Source organism: Halomonas sp. SpR8, assembly GCF_031010195.1.
Lineage (GTDB): Bacteria > Pseudomonadota > Gammaproteobacteria > Pseudomonadales > Halomonadaceae > Vreelandella.
Window position 1 is genome coordinate 18,683 of record NZ_JAUAMC010000008.1, and the last position, 16,265, is coordinate 34,947.

A 16,265-nucleotide genomic window follows, 5' to 3' on the forward strand; every position below is an offset into this window, starting at 1 on the left:
TAATTTCAGGGCGGTGTTTTTAAGCGCTTTCAACTCTCGCAGTGCCAATGCAGTGCAAAGGATCTGACTTTCATGGGTGACATCGCCAGAGAAATCTTGCCCGTCAATATTGAAGACGAGCTCAAACAGTCGTACCTCGACTACGCGATGAGCGTCATTATCGGCCGCGCGCTTCCAGATGTGCGGGATGGCCTTAAACCGGTTCACCGGCGTGTGCTGTTTGCCATGCATGAACTGGGTAATGATTGGAATAAACCGTACAAGAAGTCGGCGCGTGTCGTCGGCGATGTCATCGGTAAATACCATCCGCACGGTGATAGCGCGGTATACGACACCATCGTACGTATGGCGCAGCATTTCTCGATGCGCCATGTGCTGGTCGACGGCCAGGGTAACTTCGGTTCAATTGATGGGGATAATGCAGCTGCCATGCGTTATACCGAGGTGCGTATGTCGCGCCTTGCCCACGAACTGCTTGCTGACCTGGAAAAAGATACCGTCGACTGGGTCGATAACTACGACGGTACCGAGCGTATCCCGGCTGTCTTACCTACCAAAACGCCCAATTTGTTGATCAACGGTTCATCGGGTATTGCGGTCGGTATGGCAACCAATATTCCACCGCACAATATGCGTGAAGTGATTGACGGCTGTTTGGCGTTGATCGACGACTACACGCTGTCGGTGGATGACTTGATGGAGTATATCCCCGGCCCGGACTTCCCCACCGGCGCGATTATTAATGGCCGCGCGGGTATTTTGTCGGCGTATCGCACTGGTCGCGGGCGTATTTATGTGCGCGCTTGCCATACCATCGAGCACCACGACAAAACCGGTCGCGATCACATCATTATTACCGAGCTGCCCTATCAGGTGAACAAGGCGCGGTTGATCGAGAAAATCGCCGAGCTGGTGAAAGAGAAGAAGATTGAAGGCATCGCCGAACTGCGCGATGAGTCGGATAAAGATGGCTTGCGCGTGGTTATCGAGATCAAGCGCGGTGAATCCGGCGACGTCGTGGTCAATAACCTGTTTGCCCAGACGCAGTTACAGAATGTTTTCGGGATTAACATGGTGGCGCTGGAAAATGGCCAACCGCGTACCCTCAACCTCAAAGAGATGCTTGAAGCCTTTATTCGCCACCGCCGCGAAGTGGTCACCCGGCGCACGCTGTACGAGCTGAAAAAAGCCCGTGAGCGTGGCCATCTGTTGGAAGGCTTGGCGGTCGCTATCTCGAATATCGATGAAGTGATTGAGCTGATCAAAGCCTCGCCCAACGCGGCAGAAGCGCGTGAAAAGCTGCTGGCGAAAACCTGGCAGCCCGGCCAAGTTACCGCCATGCTGGAGCGGGCTGGAGCGACCTCCTGCAAACCTGAAGAGCTGGAAGAGGGCTTTGGCTTAAATACTGAGGCGACTTCCTACCGGCTCTCACCTGCCCAGGCTCAGGCTATTCTTGAACTCCGTCTGCACCGCTTAACGGGTCTTGAGACGGAGAAACTGCTCGATGAGTACCTCTCAATCCTTGAGAAAATTGCCGAGCTTACCGAGATTCTGGCCTCTGCTGATCGTTTGATGGAAGTCATCCGCGAAGAGCTGCGCGCGGTGCGTGATCAGTTTGGCGATGACCGCCGCACGGAAATTCAGGCCAGCCACCTGGATCTTTCGATGGAAGATTTGATCGCTGAGGAAGACATGGTGGTCACCGTGTCCCGCTCTGGCTATGCCAAGACCCAGCCGCTGTCGGATTATCAGGCCCAGCGCCGAGGTGGCCGCGGTAAGTCCGCCACCGCAATGAAAGACGAAGATGTCATTGAGCACCTGCTGGTGGCCTCTACTCACGACACCGTGCTGCTGTTCTCCAACCGTGGCAAAGTGTACTGGTTAAAAGTCTACGAAATGCCCAACGCCAGTCGCGGTTCTCGCGGTAAGCCCTTGGTTAATATGCTGCCCTTGGAAGAGGGTGAAGCGGTTAACGCCATCTTGCCGGTGCGCGACTACAACCCCGAGCACTATATTTTCTTTGCCACCGCTAAAGGCACCGTCAAGCGGACGAGTCTTGAGCAGTTCTCCCGCCCGCGTAACAGTGGTTTGATTGCCATTGACCTGGAAGAGGGCGACCGCTTGGTGGGCGCTGCAATTACCACCGGTAACGATCACGCCATGCTGCTGTCGTCCAATGGTAAGGCGATCCGCTTTGAAGAGAGCAACGCTCGAGCGATGGGGCGTACTGCCCGCGGCGTGCGTGGTATGCGTTTGGCTGGCGATGCGGAAGTGATCAGTCTGATTATTCCCAAGAGTCAGCAGATCGACGCCGAAGCGGATGCCGAAGGGGAAGCGCAGGATGGCGTTCAAGAGGGCACTGTGACCGGCACCGTGGATGGTCAGATCTATATTATGACCGCCAGTGAAAATGGTTACGGCAAGCGCACCCGCTTGGAAGAGTTCCCGCTGCGTGGTCGCGGCGGCCAGGGTGTTATCGCCATGCAAACCAGCGAGCGTAACGGCTCGCTAGTGGCGGCGATGCAGGTTTATGACAGCGATGAAATGATGCTGATCACCGACCGTGGCACGCTGGTGCGTACCCGCGTGGAAGAGGTCTCTACGACGTCGCGTAATACGCAAGGCGTCATGCTGATTCGCTTGGGTAAAGAAGAGAAGCTGGTCAAGACAGTACGCGTTGATGAGCCGGAAGAGAGCGAAGAGCTAAACGGTCTCGAAGCAACTGACTCTGAAGAAACCAGTCTCGACGATGCGCCGGCGAGTAACCATTTAGATGATGGAAAGGATGCAGGGGCTGATGACACGTCACTATAATTTCTGTGCAGGGCCAGCGGCCCTGCCAGTCGCTGTGTTAGAGCGTGCCCGTGAAGAGCTGCTGGACTACCAGGGGCGCGGCCTTTCCGTAATGGAAATGAGTCACCGCAGCGATGAATTTATCGCCATTGCCGAGCGCGCTGAAGCTGATTTACGTCAGCTTTTAGGCGTGCCGGATAATTATAAAGTGCTGTTTTTGCAGGGCGGCGCCAGTATGCAATTTGCCATGCTGCCGATGAACCTACTGGGGCAGGGCGGTAGCGGCAACTTTATCCAAACCGGCATTTGGGGAAAGAAGGCGTTCAACGAAGCTAAGCACTTGGGTTTCGATTGCCATGTGGTGGCCAGCAGCGAGCCCAATGGCCATACGGCGGTGCCCGCGCGTGATGCGCTTCAGGTAAGCGCTGATGCTGCCTATTTGCACTACACCTCCAACGAGACGATTGGAGGCTTGGAGTTTGACTATACGCCCCATGTCCAACGTGCCGATGGGGCTAATGTGCCGCTTGTCTGCGATATGTCGTCAAATATCCTCTCTGGGCCCATCGACGTTAGTGAGTTTGGGGTGATTTATGCCGGGGCGCAGAAAAATATTGGCCCCGCGGGGTTAACGCTGGTAGTCGTGCGTGAAGATCTGCTGGGTAAAGCTCAGGCCAACATCCCTTCGCTATTTAATTATCAAATGCTGGCCGAGGCGGGTTCGATGGTGAATACGCCCCCTACTTACGCCTGGTATCTGGCCGGCCTGGTATTTCAGTGGCTGAAAGAGGATATCGGTGGGCTGGCAGCGATGGACGCCATCAATCAGCGGAAAGCCGATAAACTTTACGCGGCAATTGATGCCAGCGAGTTGTATAGCAACCCCATTGCCAAACATAACCGCTCGCGGATGAACGTGCCCTTTGTCTTAGCCGATTCAGCGCTTGATAAGCCGTTCTTACAGCAGGCTGATGCGGCGGGACTGCTTAATTTAAAAGGCCACCGCAGCGTAGGCGGTATGCGTGCCAGCCTGTACAACGCGGTGCCTGAGTCTGCGGTAGATGCCTTGATTGCATTTATGGCCGATTTTGAAAAAACAAGGGGCTAACCATCATGTCCGACACGTCGATCAATCTGGATGAGCTACGCCAGCGCATCGATCAGCTCGATAGCGATATTCTCAATCTGATCAGCGAACGCGCCAGCTGCGCCCAGCAGGTGGCCCACGTCAAGCTGGCCGAAGATAAGGATGCGGTGTTTTACCGCCCTGAGCGCGAAGCCCAGGTGCTGCGGCGCATTATGGCGTTGAACAAAGGCCCGCTGGATTCAGAAGAGATGGCGCGCCTGTTCCGCGAAATCATGTCGGCGTGTTTGGCGCTTGAGCAGCCGGTTAAAGTGGCCTATCTAGGCCCAGAGGGTACTTTTACCCAGCAAGCGGCGCTCAAGCATTTTGGTGAAAGCGCCGTGAGTTTGCCCATGGCAGCCATCGATGAGGTATTTCGTGAAGTCGAGGCGGGCGCCGTCCATTACGGTGTGGTGCCGGTGGAGAACTCAACCGAAGGGGTGGTCAATCACACCCTGGACACCTTTATGGACTCGTCGATCAAAATTTGTGGCGAGGTGGTGCTGCGTATTCACCACCACTTGCTGGTCAGTGAAAACACCCGCCGCGACAAGGTCTCGCGTATCTATTCGCACCCGCAGTCTTTTGCCCAGTGCCGCAAATGGTTGGATGCGCACTTTCCCCATGCGGAGCGGGTGCCGGTTTCCTCTAATGCGGAAGCGGCCAAGTTAGTTAAAACCGAGTGGCATAGTGCGGCGATAGCGGGTGATATGGCGGCCAAGCTTTATGGCCTTGAGCATATCGCCGAAAAAATTGAAGACAGCCCGGACAACTCCACACGGTTTTTGATTATTGGTAACCAGGATGTGCCCATGGCGGGGGAAGATAAAACCTCGATTGTGGTTGCCATGCGCAACCAGCCTGGCACTCTGCACGCGTTACTGGAGCCGTTTCATCGCCATCAGATCGATTTAACCCGCCTTGAGACACGCCCTTCCCGTACAGGCGTATGGAACTACGTATTTTTTATTGATTTTAAAGGCCATCGTGATGAGCCCAAGGTCGCGGCAGTGCTTGAAGAAGTACAACTGAGGGCGGCGGATCTACGCATACTGGGTTCCTACCCTATAGGCGTGTTGTGACGTTAACGGTTGAAAACAGCGTAAAGCCATCAGGCTGCCAGGAGGCACGCCTGTTGATTGTTGGCTTGGGTTTAATTGGTGGTTCACTAGCGGCAGCGCTGCGCACAGCAGGTTTTCAGGGGCAAATTGTCGCCTGCGACCCTGACGAAGGTGAGATCGCCCGCGGTATTGAAATGGGAGTGATCGACGCAGGCGGTACCCACCTTGCTGAGCAAATCAATGATGCCACCATGGTAGTGTTGGCAGTGCCGGTGCTGGCTATGGAGAGCGTGATGGCAAGCTTGGCCGGTGCATTGGTTCAGGCGTCAGCCGACGTTGTTATCACCGATGTGGGTAGCACGAAAGCGACTATTCGCGCCTGCGCTCAGCGGGTATTTGGTCAGGTTCCCACCAATATGGTGTTGGGGCACCCCATTGCCGGTTCAGAAAAAAGCGGGGTGGCAGCAGCGAATCCGCACCTGTATGTCGATCACAAGGTGATTCTTACCCCCGAGCCGAACGTTGAACCTAACGCTCTTCAGCGCGTGCGCAGCCTCTGGCAGGCCTGTGGTGCAGATGTGTTGGAAATGGACGTTGAGCGCCATGATCAAGTGTTGGCTCGCACCAGTCATCTTCCCCATCTGCTGGCATTTTCCCTGGTAGATACGCTAGCCCGACAGGATGAGCGGTTGGATATCTTTCGCTACGCAGCGGGCGGCTTTCGCGATTTCACCCGCATTGCGGGTAGCGATCCAGTGATGTGGCGGGATATTTTTATTGCCAACAAAGAGGCAGTGCTGGCATCGCTGGATGATTTTGAAGCGGGGCTCTCTCACTTGCGTCATGCGGTAGAAGTCGGAGATAGCGACGCGCTGATTGCCACCTTTGATCGGGCTAGCCACGCCCGGCACTATTTCGACTCTTTATTGAACAAAACCAGTTATCAGGCGGAATATCATATGCAACCACAAGGTAAGGTTACCTACCGTGTGCAGCCGGGCGGTCAAGCCCAGGGGCGCTTGCGCGTACCGGGCGATAAATCCATGTCACATCGCTCTATTATGCTCGGCGCGCTGGCGGAAGGCGTCACCGAAGTAAAAGGCTTTTTAGAAGGCGAGGATAGCCTGGCCACCCTGCAGGCGTTCCGTGAAATGGGTGTGGCTATTGAAGGGCCGCACCAGGGGAAAGTCACCATTCACGGTGTCGGCATGCATGGCTTAAAAGCCCCCTCTGGGCCGCTCTACGTGGGTAACTCTGGCACCGCTATGCGGCTGTTTTCAGGTTTGCTCGCCGGTCAGGACTTTGACAGTGAATTAACGGGCGATGAGTCGCTGACTAAGCGTCCTATGGGCCGCGTGGCCGACCCGCTGCGGCTGATGGGAGCAACGATTGACACCGCTGAAGGCGGATGCCCGCCGCTTAAGATTCGTGGCGGTGCTGCCCTCGAAGGCATCGAGTATGATATGCCCATGGCCAGTGCCCAGGTTAAATCCTGCCTGCTGCTGGCAGGGCTCTACGCCGAAGGCGAAACCCGCGTGCGCGAGCCTGCGCCGACGCGTGATCACACTGAGCGTATGCTCAATGGTTTTGGCTATGCGGTTTCCCGCGAAGGTGATACCTGCTGGCTACAGGGTGGCGGTAAGCTAACGGCTGGGCCGATTGATGTGCCATCGGATATTTCCTCGGCGACTTTCTTTTTGGTAGCCGCCGCGATTACCCCGGGCTCAGATATTACCCTTGAGCACGTGGGAATTAACCCTACGCGCATTGGCGTGATCAATATTCTTACCCTGATGGGCGCTGATTTGGCGCTTGAAAACGAGCGTGAAGTCGGCGGAGAGCCGGTGGCGGATATCCGTATTCGCTACGTACCGCTTAAAGGTATTGATATTCCTGTTGATCAAGTGCCGTTAGCCATCGACGAATTTCCCGCACTGTTTATCGCCGCCGCCAATGCCGAAGGTATCACTCGCCTGAGAGGCGCGGAAGAGCTACGCGTCAAAGAGTCGGATCGTCTGCAGGCCATGGCCGATGGTTTGGCGGTTTTAGGTGTACAGCACACTATGGTGGTAGACGGGATTGATATTGTTGGCAATGGCGATGCACAAAAAGCCAGCTATAACGGCGGACGAGTCGATAGTTTGGGGGATCACCGTATTGCTATGGCCTTTGCCATTGCGTCGCTGCGCGCAAGCGATGAGATCGTCATTGAGGATTGTGCCAACGTTGCCACCTCGTTTCCGGACTTCGTAGAGTTGGCGTCCCGCATTGGTATGAGCGTTAGCGTGGAGGGCTCACATGAGTGATCACGCTGCTGCTGTTCCTGTTCTCACCATCGATGGCCCCGGCGGCGCCGGTAAAGGCACTATCAGTGGTTTAGTGGCAGAGCGGCTAGGTTGGCACTTGTTGGATAGCGGTGCGCTTTACCGGCTGACCGCCCAAGCAGCGGTTAAACACAACGTTGCGGTCGACAACGAAGCGGCGTTGGCGCGTTTAGCTGAGCAGCTAGATGTCGCGTTTCCTGTAGAAGAAGGGCGGCCCCGCACGCTGCTCGAAGGTGAAGATGTTGGCCAGGTGATCCGCACGGAGCAAGCCGGTGAGCGTGCTTCCCAAGTAGCGGCGCTGCCTGCGGTGCGCCAAGCGCTGCTGCAACGCCAGCGCGATTTCTGCCAAGCGCCGGGGTTGGTGGCTGACGGTCGTGATATGGGCACCGTGGTATTTCCAGACGCGCCGCTGAAGATTTTTTTAACGGCGAGTGCGGATGAACGCGCGCGTCGACGCTATCTGCAGTTGCAGGAAGCCGGGGTGAGTGCTAGTCTTTCGAGTCTTTTAAAGGAGATTCAGGCGCGCGATGCACGCGACACGCAGCGCAGCGTGGCCCCTCTCAAGCCGGCAGATGATGCCATTACGCTTGATACCACGCGTCTGAGCATACCGGAAGTGGTTGATCGACTGACCGAACTGCTCGCCCAAAGAGGGCTGGTAAGCGGCGTGTGATTCTCCCTTGCGGCGCTTTTGGATAGGTGTCACGACGTGGCAGGGCACTAAACTCACATCGGTGAGCCCGGTCAGGTCTAACCAGCGTTAACACCTCCGAAGGCTGAGTGACATTAGGCCCGCACTTGCTGGTGGTGCGGAGAAGGCATTTATGCCTCAACAACGTAATTATGTAGGAACACCATGAGCGAAAGCTTTGCTGATCTGTTTGAACAGTCTCTTAACGACATCAACATGGAGCCAGGCGCAATTGTCGCGGCTCAAGTTGTCGACATTGACGGTGACTGGGTTACTGTCAACGCTGGTCTGAAATCTGAAGGTCAGATTCCGGCGTCACAATTCCGCGATGAACACGGTAATCTGAACATCGCTATCGGTGACGACGTGCACGTTGCACTTGAAGCCGTGGAAGATGGTTTCGGTGAAACGCGCCTGTCCCGTGAAAAAGCCAAGCGCGCTGAAGCTTGGAAGATTCTGGAAGCTGCCTTCGAAAAAGACGAAGTCATCAAGGGTGTTATCAACGGTAAAGTTAAAGGCGGCTTCACAGTCGAAGTTGACTCTATCCGTGCCTTCTTGCCTGGCTCGTTGGTTGACGTTCGTCCAGTTCGCGATACTGCGCACCTGGAAAATAAAGAGCTGGACTTTAAAGTCATCAAGCTCGATCCAAAGCGCAACAACGTGGTGGTATCACGTCGTGCGGTTCTGGAAGCAGAGAACAGTGCCGAGCGCGAAGCGCTACTGGCTACTCTGCAAGAAGGTCAGCAGATCAAGGGTATCGTTAAGAACCTGACAGACTACGGTGCTTTCGTTGACCTGGGTGGTGTTGATGGCTTGCTGCACATCACTGACATGGCATGGAAGCGTATCAAGCATCCGTCCGAGATCGTGGCTGTTGGCGACGAGATCAATGTCAAAGTGCTGAAGTTTGACCGCGAGCGCAACCGCGTTTCACTGGGTCTGAAGCAGTTGGGCGAAGATCCGTGGGTCAACATCAAAGAGCGTTACCCAGAAGGCATGAAGGTTCACGCTGTCGTCACTAATCTGACTGACTACGGCTGCTTTGCCGAGCTGGAAGAGGGTGTTGAAGGTCTGGTTCACGTGTCTGAAATGGACTGGACTAACAAGAACATCCATCCGTCTAAAGTCGTTCAAGTGGGCGATGATGTTGACGTCATGGTGTTGGATATCGACGAAGAGCGTCGTCGTATTTCTCTGGGTATTAAGCAGTGCACCGCTAACCCATGGGAAACCTTCAACACTGATTACAACAAGGGCGACCGCGTTTCAGGTACCATTAAGTCGATTACTGATTTTGGTATCTTTATCGGCCTTGAGGGCGGCATCGACGGTCTGGTTCATTTGTCTGACATCTCTTGGTCTGATACTGGCGAAGAAGCAGTTCGCAACTTCAAGAAAGGTGACGAAGCAGAAGCTGTTATTCTGTCTATCGATCCAGAGCGTGAGCGTATCTCGCTAGGCATCAAACAGATGGATTCTGACCCCGTTGCTGAATACCTGTCAGTCAATGACAAGGGCAGCATCGTAACCGGTCGTGTCATTGAAGTTGATGCTAAAGAAGCGCAGGTTGAGCTGGCGACTGACGTTGTTGCCGTATTGAAAGCCTCTGAAATCAGTGCTGATCGTGTAGAAGATGCGCGCAACGTGCTGAACGAAGGTGACAGTGTTGAAGCTCGCATTGTTAGCGTCGATCGTAAGAGCCGTCAGATTAATCTGTCGGTAAAAGCGAAAGATCAAGACGATACGCGCCAAAATCTCAAGAAAATCCGTGAGCAAGAGCCGGAAGCAGCTGGTGGCCCGACCACTATCGGTGAATTGATCAAGCAGCAGATGGGTCAAGACTAATCATGTATTAGTTGTTGGTCTGTAAAAAGCGCCGCCCTTTTGGGCGGCGCTTTTGTTTGCAGTAGTTCAATGCAAGTAATAGCTGAACAACAAACCTCGAATAATGGTCACGTTCAATTACCCTTGAAACTTTTAAGCAGCAATTGAGTTTTAAAAAAACGAATAGTAATTGAGTGAAAATCAACTAGACTGTTGTCAGTTAGCTTTTTTACAGGAATAATGTCCCAGCATTCTGAACTAGTGGGTGCAACGGTTGTCAAGTCAGTACCTAAGCCAGTTGAACCCCTTTCAGTTGGATACGATACTAAAGGAATCCCGATGTCATTACTTAACGAATATATTCAAAAAGAACAGCAGCTAAAGCAGCTACAAGAAGACCTGCAGCGCTTAGAGGGCGACCAGCGTCTTAAAAGCGAGCTTGAATTCAAGGCCAAACTTGAAGCGCTAATGACTGAGTTCGACAAGCGCCCGAGCGATGTGATTGCACTATTGGATCCTGCTGCTGATCAGCGCACTACTAAAACCACGGCGACTGGCAACGCGCGTCGTAAGCGTCGTCTAAAAATTTACAAAAACCCTAAAACAGGCGAGGTAATTGAAACTCGCGGCGGTAATCACAAAGGTTTGCGTAGCTGGAAAGATGAGCATGGCGATGAAGCCGTCGAATCCTGGCTGGTACGCATGGAAGACTAAGTAGGTTCATAGCCGGTATTTCTATTCAGAAATACCGGTTTTTTAATTGCAGTCTCCCTTAGCAATGCCTCACTGCTGCTGTCACTGTTAGGTTAGCTATTATCATTTTAGGCCAACAGGGGGATTCGCAGCTCTAAGTGGTTTGCTTTCCACAATACTTGGGGCGGGTAGCCGCTAACGAAGTAATTATTCTGCCTATGTAGCAAGTGCATAATGGTGTGCATCAACGCTTCATCTAAATGGGCAAAATCGTGGAAGCATGTGCTTGCGTAATAATGGGCTGGGATGTCGACTCGGCGGTAGGAGAGGGGCAGAGCAATATCGTGAGCGTTGTCGATAGGCGTTAGGTAAAGCCCCATATCGGTGCGATGGGAATGGAAAAGTTTTTCGTTTAACGCATTCACTTTATCAGCGAGTATGTCAGGTAGCGCAATGATGGTTTTTGATCGGCATAATTGGGTCTGCAAGTACGCTAGTTGCTTGTTATGATAGCTGACATTCCTAGCCCTTTGATATGCTCAGGCGCTTTGTAAAGACGCATTAGAATCATTTGTCGGTCACTAGTTTTTTCGATTGATGTGTTGAAGCTGTAACTGAGTGTTGAGTGGTGTAGCGTGGTCTTCACCGCTTGTCGGAAATCACGTGGTGTTAATTCATAGCGGCGCTGAAATGCCCTAGAGAAAGAAGAGTGATTAAGGTACCCACAGCGTAGTGCAATTTGCGCTATATTGAGGGGAGTCAGCGCCAACAATACACCTGCGCACTCTAAGCGCCTCTGTTCACGATAGGCGCTAGGTGAAACATGAAAGCTCAGGCGGAATTGACGGCGAACCTGAGAAGACGAATACCCAAGATGGTTTGCAAGATCTTCTATACCGAGTGGCTTATCAAGTGTGTCCTGTAGCCAGATCTCAGCTCGTGTCATCGCGTTGAACATTATATCTGGCCTTCTCATGCGTGAATCGTGCAGGTCGTGCTTAACCAGCCTGTAGGGCACTCTCCTCGTGCGTTGAAGCTGGTAACCTAGCGAATATATGACAAAACGTTCAGCACATGGCTGAGAGTGCGCTCTGTATTCAGGCTACTTTTGGGTATTATTGATGCGGTGCATTAATTTAATGAGCTGTCGCTAGCCTAGCCGTGTTTAGTAACTGCACTTTTTTATCCCAGATGCATAATGATGATCCCTTTATGCTGGTAACTGGGTAGCAAAGGCAAGTTTGCTTGGTAGGTTTACGCGTTTGTGCACAGTTTTGCGATTTAATGCTACGTTGGCAGTCATATCGACCATTTCTAGTAAGGTGTAAACGAAACATCGATGAAATATCAAAAGGTTCATAAACCGGTAGATGAGCGGGAGAAGCTGCGCAAATTTCGTGAGTTAGATGACGCCTTTGCGCAAGCTTTACGTCAGCTAGAAGACCCTGATAGCGATTTTGATATACCGACAGGTCCGCCGGTACGTTCGCTTGCAGCGTTAGAAAAAGATGACGTGGAAGCCAAGCAGAAAGAGCGTCAGCAAGAGCTGGATATTGCTTTCAAACAGCGCTTTGAAGCGTTGCTGAGTGCCTATGGCTTAACTCACTACGATCTGGCCGAATTAACAGAAACACTGCTTAGCTATGGCTTATGGCGGCAGGATGAAGTGCCTGGCAACCAGCAGCCTTAAGAAAGCTGACCATTAATGGCTACTGGTTTTATAGGAAAAGCCTGCTTCATGCTAAGACTATCGGTAGCGGTAAACGCGTAAACTAGGCAGGAATACATCCTGTTCAAGCTTCTCATCGCGGCGTCGTGCTCTTGTGCGGGTGGTTGGGGGCTGCTGCGAAGGCAAATTAATGTGGGGCAGCCGCTGATCATTCGCAGGCAAAAATAGCGGCATAGCGGCATTCAGTGCCCGTCTGGTGTGTCCATCATCGAGTGGTTCGGTATAAAACAGATTGGCCCGCATGAGCGGCGCCTGGGTTTGCACTTGGGCGAGTACTTCTCCACTGGGGATGCCAGCTAATTTGCGTAATTGAATACGAATATGCGGTGCATCGCTATCTTGCTGTAAAAGCTTACGTTCTGCCTCTTGCACGGTTAAGCGTTTGATGGAGCGACCGCTGCTATACCAGGCAAAGCGGATGCGTGACACCGGCGCTTGTGCAATAGGCAAGTGCCGCCAGCTCTGTTTGAGATGTAATTTAGCCAGCCCATTGCGCCTCAATACGTCATTAACATGAGGGTGGCGCTGTGGCAGTCGGCTTTTAGCGTCGCTCAAAGCCTGGGGCGCGGCTTGTTTTATATGTTGCAGCATCTCGCTGAAGTTTGTCTTTGCTTGGTTAACCGTGTTGATTGCGGTCAGCAGTTCATCATTCGCGGCTACTACGGCAATGTAGTTGCGCGTCTCACGGCCATCTTGATCTTGCTCATGCCACATATCGAACATGGCTTTACGCAGCCAGTCGTTAGAGGGTGTCGCTTGGTGAAAGACCCAAGTCGCGGGTTGCTGGCGTTCGTATAACGAAACAGCTTCCTCTATAGTTTCCAGTAAATGATCAAACTGCTGCTCCAACTGAAGCAGCAGGTGATAAGCCGATAGCGGTGGTGGGTTAACGAATGTATCGGCCATGGTCAGTGTCAGGCTTCCTAGTTAGCGTCTCGTTAAGAGAGTGGCGCATCCTTATCTGCTTGCGCCAGCAATGTCTCAATATCGGCTTCATCCATCGCGGATTCGCCCGAAATGCGGTGAGATTCGTCGGCCCAAGCGCCGAGATCCAACAGCTGACAGCGCTTACTGCAGAAAGGTCGGTAAGTGCTTTCGGGAAGCCAGGGCACAGGCTTAGCACACTGTGGGCAATTAACCTCTAAGGGGGAATCGTTTGCAGGGCGAGTCATCAATAAACTCCAATAGCATTAACAGGCGCGATACCTCAGTCGTTAAGCTGGCGACGGTAGTTTTGATCAAGCCGTGCCACCTGCTTCATTAAGCTTTCGTGGTCACTGCTGTTATCTATCACGTCATCTGCCTTGGCTAACCGTTGCTCGCGGGAAAGTTGGGCCGCGAGAATAGCATGCACTTGGCTTTCACTCACCCCATCCCGCTGCTGAGTTCTGGATAATTGTAGTGACTGAGGCACATCCACAACGATGCAGCGACTCGCTAATGTATTTTGCCCTGATTCAAAGAGTAGTGGCGACACCAGGAGTACATAAGGGGCACCCTCGGTTTCGAGTCGCTCCAAATGCTGGAGCAGGCGCTCTCTAATAGTTGGGTGAGTGACCGATTCAAGCCATTGGCGCTGGTTGGGATCGTTAAATACAATCTCGCGCAGCGCAGCGCGGTTTAAGGTGCCATCGTGATTGATTACCCGATCACCGAAATGCGCTTGAATGGTAAGAAGTGCCGGTTCGCCTGGGGCCACGATTTCTCTGGCCACGTCATCAGCATCCACCCACGCGGCACCTAATGTTTCAAAGGCGTGCGCAACGGTTGATTTACCTGACCCAATGCCGCCCGTTAATCCGATAATCATTGCGACCCTCAAATAGCCAAATTGCATATAGCTAATGTTTAAATAAAGATTGTTTTACATCGTCTATATTTCACACCGCTTGAATCCATATAGCTTAGCTTTATATAAGCAGATTGAGATAAAGCATCATTAGTTCATCACCGACAAGGAGCCCCACCCAGCCTGCGAGCGCAAGAAAAGGCCCAAAAGGCAGTGGTTGGCCGCGTAAGTGTGGCAAGCACATTTGCGTTATGAGACCAACGATGGCACCCAGTCCAGCGGAAAGTATCAAAATTAGCGGTAAAAAACTCCATCCTAACCAAGCGCCCAGCGCTGCCAGTAGCTTAAAGTCGCCAAAGCCCATGCCCTCTTTGCCAGTAACCAGTTTGAACAGCCAATAAAAACTCCACAGTGAAAGATAGCCCACCATTGCGCCGATAACCGCACCCGGCAGCATCAGTGGTTGGTAGAGTAGCTGGAATAATAAACCGGCCCAGAGTAGCGGCAGGGTGAGGATATCGGGCAGTAGCTGAGTGCGAAAATCGATAACAGCGAGCGCTAGCAGCATTAGGCAGGCGGCGTAAACAAACGCTGCCTCGCCGCTAACGCCATGCAGCGCCAGTACTGCTAAAGTAAGTAATCCACCGACCAGCTCTACCAGCGGATACTGGATGCTGATGGGCGTCTTACACGTAGCACAGCGCCCTCGACGTTTGATCCAACCCAGCAGTGGAAGGTTATCGTGCCAGGCGATGGCGGATTCGCAGCGCGGGCACAGTGAGGGAGGCGTGGCTAAATTAAAGCGTGGCGAGTGCTCAGCGCTAAGCTCCAAGGCGGCCCGCGCCTCGCTGCGCCAATGATGCATCAGCATCACGGGGAGGCGAGTAATCACTACATTAAGAAAACTGCCTAGACACAACCCGATCAAAAAAACGGTTAACCAAACAATAAGTGGAGGGTAATGCATGACGTTCCCTGTAAGCGTTAGTTAACAAGCGGCATTAGATGGTTCAGAGTGCAGAGCCTAAAGAGAAGATAGGCAAATAGATAGAGACCACAACACCGCCCACCAGCGTCCCCAGTACAACAATAATAACCGGTTCTATTAACGAGGTCAGCGCATCGACCTTATTGTCGACTTCCTCCTCATAATAATCGGCGACGCGGTTGAGCATGGTATCGAGCGAGCCCGACTCTTCACCGATACTGACCATTTGAATGGCCAGGGCAGGGAAGCGGTTGGTCATACGCATGGCAAAGTGTAACTGTTGCCCGGTGGCGACATCCTGACAGGTTTGCAACACGGCGCGTTCGTAAACCTTATTGCCCGTCGCGCCTGCGGCGGTATCTAAGCCTTCAACCAGCGGAACGCCAGAGGCAAACGTGGTCGCTAAGGTGCGCGAAAAGCGGGCGATAGCCGATTTATGAAAAATATCGCCAATGATCGGTAAGCGAAGTAGCAAAACGTGCATCAAATAGGCCACTTTGGGTGAGCGTTGAATGCTCACTTTGAGTAATAGTACCGTGACCACCACGAAACCGAGGGTTGCTAGCCAGTATCGCTGAGCAAGCTCAGATAAATTAATTGTCATTTGGGTTAGCGCAGGAAGTTCAGCGCCAAAATTACTAAACATACTTTCGAACTGAGGCACCACCTTAACCAGCAATAACATAGTGACCGTAATACCCACCACCATGACCGCACTTGGGTACCAGAGCGCTTTCTTGACCCGCGCTTTAAGCGATTCGACTTTCTCTTTATAGGTCGCGACACGATCGAGCATTTGATCCAGCGCACCAGCATGTTCGCCAGCGTCAATTAAATTAATAAACAAGCGATCAAAGTGTCTAGGGTGGCGACGAAGCGCATCAGAAAAGCTAGAGCCAGAAGAAACATCATTCAACAGCTGTTGGACTAACATGGCCATCGCGGGTTTTTTCAGGCTTTCAGAAACGACTTGAAAGGCCTGCAAAAGTGGAATGCCAGCGCGAATCATCGTCGCCATTTGGCGTGCAAAGACCATCACATCTTTAGCCTTAATGCGTCCGCCGCTACTCAGTAGGTTCGTTTTACGGATGCGCTTAACGTTGATGCTTTGCCCCGCCAATCCAGCCAATACTTCTGCTTTGCTACGGCCAATGGATTCACCGTTCAGGGTTCTATCTTGAGGGCCTTTACCCGACCATTTCCACCGGTAAAGCTGAGTAGCAGTGCGACGGCGTCGAGCTTTTGCCATT

Annotated in this window: 15 protein-coding genes; 8 read left to right on the top strand and 7 right to left on the bottom strand. The window is 52.8% G+C overall.

Translation table 11 applies throughout. The features are described from left to right. Window positions 1–72 precede the first annotated feature (72 nt). The 7 genes from gyrA (at window position 73) to QT230_RS15645 (ending at window position 10,530) form a co-directional block, all read left to right on the top strand. On the top strand, window positions 73–2,814 hold the full coding sequence (gene gyrA / locus QT230_RS15615) for a DNA gyrase subunit A (RefSeq protein ID WP_308322921.1): 2,742 nt from the start codon (window positions 73–75) through the stop codon (window positions 2,812–2,814). Continuing rightward, a complete protein-coding gene (serC, locus tag QT230_RS15620; protein ID WP_308322923.1) occupies window positions 2,798–3,901 on the top strand; it encodes a 3-phosphoserine/phosphohydroxythreonine transaminase in 1,104 nt (367 codons plus the stop codon). Before gyrA ends, serC begins: the two co-directional genes overlap by 17 nt. Before the next feature lie 5 nt (window positions 3,902–3,906). Further along, entirely contained in the window at window positions 3,907–4,998 is a 1,092-nt protein-coding gene (pheA, locus tag QT230_RS15625) for a prephenate dehydratase (RefSeq protein ID WP_308322924.1), read from the top strand. Then, a complete protein-coding gene (locus tag QT230_RS15630) occupies window positions 4,995–7,283 on the top strand; it encodes a bifunctional prephenate dehydrogenase/3-phosphoshikimate 1-carboxyvinyltransferase (RefSeq protein WP_308322925.1) in 2,289 nt (762 codons plus the stop codon). Before pheA ends, QT230_RS15630 begins: the two co-directional genes overlap by 4 nt. Then, window positions 7,276–7,974: a (d)CMP kinase gene (cmk, locus tag QT230_RS15635; protein WP_308322926.1), complete on the top strand. Its 699-nt coding sequence runs from the start codon at window positions 7,276–7,278 to the stop codon at window positions 7,972–7,974. Before QT230_RS15630 ends, cmk begins: the two co-directional genes overlap by 8 nt. A gap of 183 nt (window positions 7,975–8,157) precedes the next feature. After that, on the top strand, window positions 8,158–9,837 hold the full coding sequence (gene rpsA / locus QT230_RS15640) for a 30S ribosomal protein S1 (protein WP_308322927.1): 1,680 nt from the start codon (window positions 8,158–8,160) through the stop codon (window positions 9,835–9,837). Between the two features lie 318 nt (window positions 9,838–10,155). Then, window positions 10,156–10,530 carry a histone-like nucleoid-structuring protein, MvaT/MvaU family gene (locus QT230_RS15645; RefSeq protein WP_308322928.1) on the top strand — a complete coding sequence of 125 codons (375 nt, stop codon included), beginning with the start codon at window positions 10,156–10,158 and terminating at the stop codon, window positions 10,528–10,530. 107 nt (window positions 10,531–10,637) lie between these two features. Here QT230_RS15645 and QT230_RS15650 read toward each other — a convergent pair whose 3' ends face one another. Further along, entirely contained in the window at window positions 10,638–10,997 is a 360-nt protein-coding gene (locus QT230_RS15650) for a hypothetical protein (RefSeq protein ID WP_308322929.1), read from the bottom strand. A 5-nt stretch (window positions 10,998–11,002) separates the two neighbouring features. After that, complete coding sequence (locus QT230_RS15655) at window positions 11,003–11,485, bottom strand: helix-turn-helix transcriptional regulator (RefSeq protein ID WP_308322930.1); 483 nt, start codon at window positions 11,483–11,485, stop codon at window positions 11,003–11,005. A gap of 363 nt (window positions 11,486–11,848) precedes the next feature. Here QT230_RS15655 and QT230_RS15660 point away from each other — a divergent pair, with 363 nt between their 5' ends. Further along, entirely contained in the window at window positions 11,849–12,199 is a 351-nt protein-coding gene (locus QT230_RS15660) for a hypothetical protein (RefSeq protein ID WP_308322931.1), read from the top strand. Between the two features lie 57 nt (window positions 12,200–12,256). On the opposite strand, the gene QT230_RS15665 is transcribed toward QT230_RS15660, so the two are convergent. The 5 genes from QT230_RS15665 to QT230_RS15685 all read right to left on the bottom strand — a co-directional run bounded on the left by QT230_RS15665 (window position 12,257) and on the right by QT230_RS15685 (window position 16,264). Further along, on the bottom strand, window positions 12,257–13,144 hold the full coding sequence (locus QT230_RS15665; RefSeq protein ID WP_308322932.1) for a DNA replication terminus site-binding protein: 888 nt from the start codon (window positions 13,142–13,144) through the stop codon (window positions 12,257–12,259). A 32-nt stretch (window positions 13,145–13,176) separates the two neighbouring features. Further along, entirely contained in the window at window positions 13,177–13,410 is a 234-nt protein-coding gene (yacG, locus tag QT230_RS15670) for a DNA gyrase inhibitor YacG (protein WP_308322934.1), read from the bottom strand. Between the two features lie 35 nt (window positions 13,411–13,445). Further along, the gene (gene coaE / locus QT230_RS15675) at window positions 13,446–14,048 is read right to left on the bottom strand and encodes a dephospho-CoA kinase (RefSeq protein ID WP_308322935.1); all 603 of its coding nucleotides are present in this window, start codon (window positions 14,046–14,048) and stop codon (window positions 13,446–13,448) included. A gap of 100 nt (window positions 14,049–14,148) precedes the next feature. After that, a complete protein-coding gene (locus QT230_RS15680) occupies window positions 14,149–14,994 on the bottom strand; it encodes an A24 family peptidase (RefSeq protein ID WP_308322936.1) in 846 nt (281 codons plus the stop codon). A gap of 43 nt (window positions 14,995–15,037) precedes the next feature. Then, window positions 15,038–16,264: a type II secretion system F family protein gene (locus QT230_RS15685; protein ID WP_308322937.1), complete on the bottom strand. Its 1,227-nt coding sequence runs from the start codon at window positions 16,262–16,264 to the stop codon at window positions 15,038–15,040. Window position 16,265 lies beyond the last annotated feature (1 nt).

Bases quoted from the DNA above. Each gene is read 5' to 3' on its own strand.
- gyrA (WP_308322921.1), top strand. From the start codon at position 73: ATGGGTGACATCGCCAGAGAAATCTTGCCCGTCAATATTGAAGACGAG.
- serC (WP_308322923.1), top strand. From the start codon at position 2,798: ATGACACGTCACTATAATTTCTGTGCAGGGCCAGCGGCCCTGCCAGTC.
- pheA (WP_308322924.1), top strand. From the start codon at position 3,907: ATGTCCGACACGTCGATCAATCTGGATGAGCTACGCCAGCGCATCGAT.
- cmk (WP_308322926.1), top strand. From the start codon at position 7,276: ATGAGTGATCACGCTGCTGCTGTTCCTGTTCTCACCATCGATGGCCCC.
- rpsA (WP_308322927.1), top strand. From the start codon at position 8,158: ATGAGCGAAAGCTTTGCTGATCTGTTTGAACAGTCTCTTAACGACATC.
- QT230_RS15645 (WP_308322928.1), top strand. From the start codon at position 10,156: ATGTCATTACTTAACGAATATATTCAAAAAGAACAGCAGCTAAAGCAG.
- QT230_RS15655 (WP_308322930.1), bottom strand. From the start codon at position 11,485: ATGAGAAGGCCAGATATAATGTTCAACGCGATGACACGAGCTGAGATC.
- QT230_RS15660 (WP_308322931.1), top strand. From the start codon at position 11,849: ATGAAATATCAAAAGGTTCATAAACCGGTAGATGAGCGGGAGAAGCTG.
- QT230_RS15665 (WP_308322932.1), bottom strand. From the start codon at position 13,144: ATGGCCGATACATTCGTTAACCCACCACCGCTATCGGCTTATCACCTG.
- yacG (WP_308322934.1), bottom strand. From the start codon at position 13,410: ATGACTCGCCCTGCAAACGATTCCCCCTTAGAGGTTAATTGCCCACAG.
- coaE (WP_308322935.1), bottom strand. From the start codon at position 14,048: ATGATTATCGGATTAACGGGCGGCATTGGGTCAGGTAAATCAACCGTT.
- QT230_RS15680 (WP_308322936.1), bottom strand. From the start codon at position 14,994: ATGCATTACCCTCCACTTATTGTTTGGTTAACCGTTTTTTTGATCGGG.
- QT230_RS15685 (WP_308322937.1), bottom strand. From the start codon at position 16,264: ATGGCAAAAGCTCGACGCCGTCGCACTGCTACTCAGCTTTACCGGTGG.